This is a genomic window from Alcanivorax sp., assembly GCF_014762765.1.
GTDB lineage: Bacteria > Pseudomonadota > Gammaproteobacteria > Pseudomonadales > Alcanivoracaceae > Alcanivorax.
On sequence record NZ_JABURH010000048.1, the window covers coordinates 1 to 4958 of the forward strand.

Consider the following 4958-nt stretch of genomic DNA (forward strand, 5'->3'; position numbering starts at 1 on the left):
CCGAAGGCGTCCCGTAGGGATAGCAAGCTTGCTTGCTACCTAAGTAGGTCATCACGCCCCTCGCCAAGCTAGAAGCTGAAAACCAACCATTCGCCATGCGAGCTTGGTTTCAACGACGCAGTGTCAAGCTCAGAGTCCCGCCCTTAACCTCCCATCCCGGTACTCCGAATCTCATCATCCCGATAATGCGGGTCCACCCAGCACCTGGGCAGTGCCTCTCCAGACGGAAACACCAGCCCTCTCTTACTGAACGGTTCCGTTTCCTGTGCTTCTTCACCGTGGTGGTAGCATCCGCTTACCTCTCTGCGAAGAGGGTTTACCAGCTCTGTCAGGTCAATAATCTGGACCAGATGGCCGCTGTTAGACTCTTTGAGAAACATGCTATTTCCTCCTGCTTGCTCTGTGACGTTCAGAGTGCGGCTATGGGTATGAGACTGGCAAGGGTAAAGGCTGTAAACATTATTAAACCAAGAGGGGCTTTATCCCCGGTGGCCGCCATTCTATGCTGAACGCCGATATCCTTAAGCATGGTGAGAACCGTGCCATCTGTTGCTGTAAAGGCTCCATCGCTAGCGATGAAAGTGGTATGGTTGGGGTTTACTGAATCGAGCTGTGCGCTACGTAAAAGAGCGCCAGCCTGGGGGTGGATGGATCGGCATCCAGCACCGGGGCAATGATTATTGCATTTATGCAGGAGAGGCCTGCGCCAGACCCGCGAAAACGGGCTGTATCGATACGTTTGGACTTGGGAAAAGGTTAAGAATTATGACAATGGAAAATAAGGCAGCAGTATTGAGCCCGCTCAAAGCGCTGGAACAGCGTTGCGAGAAACAGGGCGAGTCAGTGGCCATGGTTCAGCCCATGGGTGGTGGTGAGCTGCAGGACTATACCTGGGCCCGGATCAATGATGAAGCTCGCAAAATGGCGGCTTACCTGCAGTCGCAAGGGGTTCAGAAAGGTGACCACGTGGCACTGGTTTCCAAAAACTGTGCGGAATGGATTATTGCCGACCTTTCTATCTGGATGGCTGGCGCAGTCAGCGTGCCGTTGTATCCGACTCTGGTAGCAGAAACGGTCCGCCAGATCATGGAGCACAGTGAGTCAAAGTTCCTTTTCGTCGGCAAGCTGGATGACTGGGACATCATGAAAGAAGGTGTGCCTGAAGGTGTCAAGCGAGTGGCATTTACTCTGGCCCCCCGCGATGCGCTGAACGATTTCCCCAACTGGGGCGACATTATTCGCGATACGGCGCCGATCGAGCAAGTGGCTGAGCCCGCCATGCAAGATATCGCGACCATTATTTACACCTCAGGCACTACGGGCATGCCCAAGGGGGTTATGCATGACTTCCAGTCTTTCTCCACCGTCGGGGAGAAGATGATCAAGGTTTACAATCTGACGCCGGAAGAACGCATGATTTCCTATTTGCCGCTTTCTCACGTAGCCGAGCGCGTTGCAGTGGAAATTGCCCAGCTATATGTGGGTGGCAAGATATTCTTTGCAGAGTCCCTGGAAACCTTCGGTGAAGATATCAAGCGTGCCCAACCCACGGTGTTCTTCGCAGTGCCGCGTATCTGGTCCAAGTTCTACCAAAAGGCTTCCGAGGCTGTGCCTCCCAAGAAGCTAAACAAGCTGCTGAAGATTCCTTTCCTGAATAAAGTAATCAAAAAGAAAGTGCTGGGTGCCATGGGGCTGGATCAGTGCCGTATTGCTCTGTCCGGCGCTGCCGCGCTGTCCCCGGACATCATTACCTGGTTCAAGAAGCTGGATCTGGAAATTCTGGAAGTGTATGGCATGACCGAGAATCTGGCTTGGTCGCATACCACCGAGGAAGGCGACCAGAAGATTGGTTGGGTGGGCACCCCCAATGATGGCGTGGAGTGTCGGATTGGCGAAGGCGGAGAGATCCTGGTGCGAAGCCTGGGTAACATGAAAGGCTACTATAAGCAGCCAGACAAAACCGCTGAAGACTTGACCGAAGATGGCTGGTTGCATACTGGTGATGTGGGTGAAATCGACGAAAAGGGTCGTTTACGTATTACCGGTCGCGTGAAGGAAATCTTCAAGACCGAAAAAGGTAAATATGTGGCGCCAGCGCCGATTGAAAACCGCCTCTCTACCCAGCCGGGTCTGGAGTTGTCCTGTGTTATCGGGCAAGGAATGGGGCAGCCAATTGCCTTGTTGAACATTACCCCGGAAGAGCAGGAGAAGCTGTCCAAGGGCAGCGAGAAAGAGCATTTCACCAAAGAACTCGAGGCGCTGCTGGCTCGTGTTAACAACGAGCTCGATCCCCATGAGCGTATGACGACTCTGGTGGTCTGCAAGGACGCCTGGACTGTCGAGAACAACCTGATTACTCCTACCTTGAAGTTGAAGCGTAACGAAATTGAAAAACGTTATGCGGATGACATCCCCAAGTGGGCGAAAACCAAAGGGGTGGTTTGGGAAGCTTGAGTACCCTCAAAGAGGCGGATCAACAATTGATCCGCCTTCTTGCTGATGGCCAGTTCCGTTCCGGTTCGGAGCTGGGGGAGGCTCTGGGGATTTCCCGGGCCGCTATCTGGAAGCGTGTTCAGCGCCTTGAAGAATTCGGTTTGGCGCTGGAGTCCGTCAAGGGTAAGGGTTATCGGTTGGCCCAGCCCGTCGATTTGATTGATTCACAGTCTCTACAGGCAATACTGGGTGACAGGGCGCAGTTGCATTATCAGTGGGTTACCGAATCCACGAATGCGGATGCTCTGGCGATAAAAGGCCCGGTGCGCCGTCCTCAGGTATTTGTCACCGAATGCCAGACAGCCGGGCGTGGCCGGCGAGGCAGACAGTGGCAATCGCCCTTTGCTGCCAACCTGTATTTTTCCATTCGTTTTCCTGTTAGTGGTGGTTTTGCCGCTTTAGGCGGGCTGAGCCTGGCGGTGGGTGTGGCTGTGGCTCAGGCGTTGCAAGAACTGGATCCGCCCTTACCGGTAGCTTTGAAGTGGCCCAATGATCTGCAGATCAATGGCGCGAAGGTGGGGGGGGTACTGATAGAGTTGGCCGGTGAAATGGATGGCCAGGTGGATGTGGTCATCGGTGTGGGTGTCAATGGTCGCATGACGGGACACCAGGCCCGGGATATTGATCAGGCCTGGACTGATCTGGCCAGCGAGCTTGCCGAAATGCCGCTTCGGACAAGGTTGGCGGGTTGCGTGTTGTCCCATTTGTTGGAAATGCTGCCGCATTTCTCGCAGCACGGTTTTGCCGCTTTCCAGAATGATTTTGATCGCTATGATGCGGTGAAAGGAAAGTTGGTGCAGGTGCAATCCGCTGAGCAGGTCCTCCAGGGCAGGGCAACTGGAGTTCTGGTGGATGGGGCGTTGCGCGTGGAAACGCCGGACGGGGTGCGTGAAGTCTATGGCGGTGAAGTGAGTCTGAGAGTCCGATGAAACTGTTTGTGGATGTGGGTAACACCGCACTGAAATGGCGCTTTCGCCATGGTGAGAGGGTTGAGCAGGGAGGTTGTCGGCATGGCAGAGACTGGCCTGCTGTTATCGGCACCTTGCTGAAAGATGGCCAACCGATCGAGTCAATCTGGATTGCTTCTGTGGCTGGGCCTTCTGCAGACGCTGAAATTGCTGGCCTGCTGACTGACCGGACCGGTGTGACACCATGTTTCTACTACTCCTGCGCGCAGGACTTCGGCGTTCGTAGCTGTTACCCGGAGCCTCGAAAGTTGGGGGTGGATCGCTGGGTGGCAATGATCGAGGGTCATCAGCGTTTTGGTGCCAGTATCATTATTGACTGTGGTAGTGCCCTGACCATTGATGCGGTGGATGGTGAGGGTGAGTTTCTCGGTGGTTATATCGTGCCGGGTCTGGGAATGTTGCGAACGGCCCTGTTGCGAGATACCTCGGATGTGCATATCGAGCCGGCCACGGCTCGGCCGGCTCTGGGCCGTTCCACCGGTGAGTGTGTGCACAATGGTTTGTTGCGCATGTCTGTGGCCTTCGTCACGGAGGTGGTGGTTGAACTGCGCCAAGTGCTTGAAGATACTTGTAAAGTGCTGGTGACTGGCGGTGATGCCCCGAAATTGACAGGTGCTTTCCAGTTCGAGTTTCTGCATATGCCCGACCTGGTCCTCGATGGCCTTGAGCGCGTGGCAGCCCGACAACAATAATGGTGGGGGAACACCGGTGCGGTGGATATTTTACAGCTTGCTGGTCGTGAATCTGGTTTATCTGGGGGTGCAGCTCACCAAAAGCCTGGCTCCCCGTGATGCGGCGGTGTCGTTGCGAGTGCCGATCCAGGCTGCGGGTGGGGAGCCGTTAGTGCTGCTTTCCGAGCGGTCGCAGCCGACCAGGGTGGACGTGCGAAGGCCTGAAGCCGGTTCCCTTTGCGCGGTAGTGGGGCCCTGGGAGTCCCATGATGCGGCCAATGCTGGTGCGGTGCAGCTTAGAGCGGCAGGCTTGCCGGGCCGCGTGCGTGCGCTGAGTATCGAGAAAGATCGTCTTAACTGGGTATATCTGCCGCCTTATGCTGACAGGGAGCGAGCGCTGAGGGTGCTGCATGAGCTGCAGGATCATGGTGTGGACAGCTTTGTGGTGAAGGAAGGGGAAGATGCCAATGCTATTTCTCTGGGCTATTTTTCCAGTGCAGAGTCGGCGGAAGGGTTGCGCGTAAAGATGCGCAACGCCGGTTATCCGGCCTTTGTGCGTGAAACATCCCGGGCTGTTACTGAATACTGGGTTTATCTGGCGGATCAGGCGCCAGAAGAAAAGCCGGAACTGGATATCTTTCTTCAGGCAAATCAGTCTCTTAAGCTTGACTGGGTGGCCTGCTCGTAAATTGCTGGGTAATTATTAGGCGTTTGATCTCCAAGTGGATTGCGCCGCCTGATTCCTTTCTATAGAATTCGCAACCCTTGTGAGCTGGCGTAGCTCAGTTGGTAGAGCAGCTGATTTGTAATCAGCCGGTCGGGGGTT

4 protein-coding genes are annotated in these 4958 nt (G+C 55.1%); all 4 read left to right on the top strand.

The window, feature by feature from the left end:
- The first annotated feature begins 771 nt into the window (after positions 1-771).
- The 4 genes from HUJ17_RS01520 to HUJ17_RS01535 are packed head-to-tail and all read left to right on the top strand — an operon-like array spanning position 772 to position 4820.
- On the top strand, positions 772-2454 hold the full coding sequence (locus tag HUJ17_RS01520) for an AMP-binding protein (RefSeq protein ID WP_290509047.1): 1683 nt from the start codon (positions 772-774) through the stop codon (positions 2452-2454).
- Positions 2451-3422 carry a bifunctional biotin--[acetyl-CoA-carboxylase] ligase/biotin operon repressor BirA gene (gene birA, locus HUJ17_RS01525; protein ID WP_290509044.1) on the top strand — a complete coding sequence of 324 codons (972 nt, stop codon included), beginning with the start codon at positions 2451-2453 and terminating at the stop codon, positions 3420-3422. The genes HUJ17_RS01520 and birA overlap by 4 nt, the downstream gene beginning before the upstream one ends.
- On the top strand, positions 3419-4153 hold the full coding sequence (locus tag HUJ17_RS01530; RefSeq protein WP_290509045.1) for a type III pantothenate kinase: 735 nt from the start codon (positions 3419-3421) through the stop codon (positions 4151-4153). The genes birA and HUJ17_RS01530 overlap by 4 nt, the downstream gene beginning before the upstream one ends.
- Positions 4154-4169: 16 nt before the next feature.
- On the top strand, positions 4170-4820 hold the full coding sequence (locus HUJ17_RS01535; protein WP_290509046.1) for an SPOR domain-containing protein: 651 nt from the start codon (positions 4170-4172) through the stop codon (positions 4818-4820).
- The last annotated feature ends 138 nt before the right edge of the window (positions 4821-4958 follow it).

Bases quoted from the DNA above. Each gene is read 5' to 3' on its own strand.
- HUJ17_RS01520 (WP_290509047.1), top strand. From the start codon at position 772: ATGGAAAATAAGGCAGCAGTATTGAGCCCGCTCAAAGCGCTGGAACAG.
- HUJ17_RS01530 (WP_290509045.1), top strand. From the start codon at position 3,419: ATGAAACTGTTTGTGGATGTGGGTAACACCGCACTGAAATGGCGCTTT.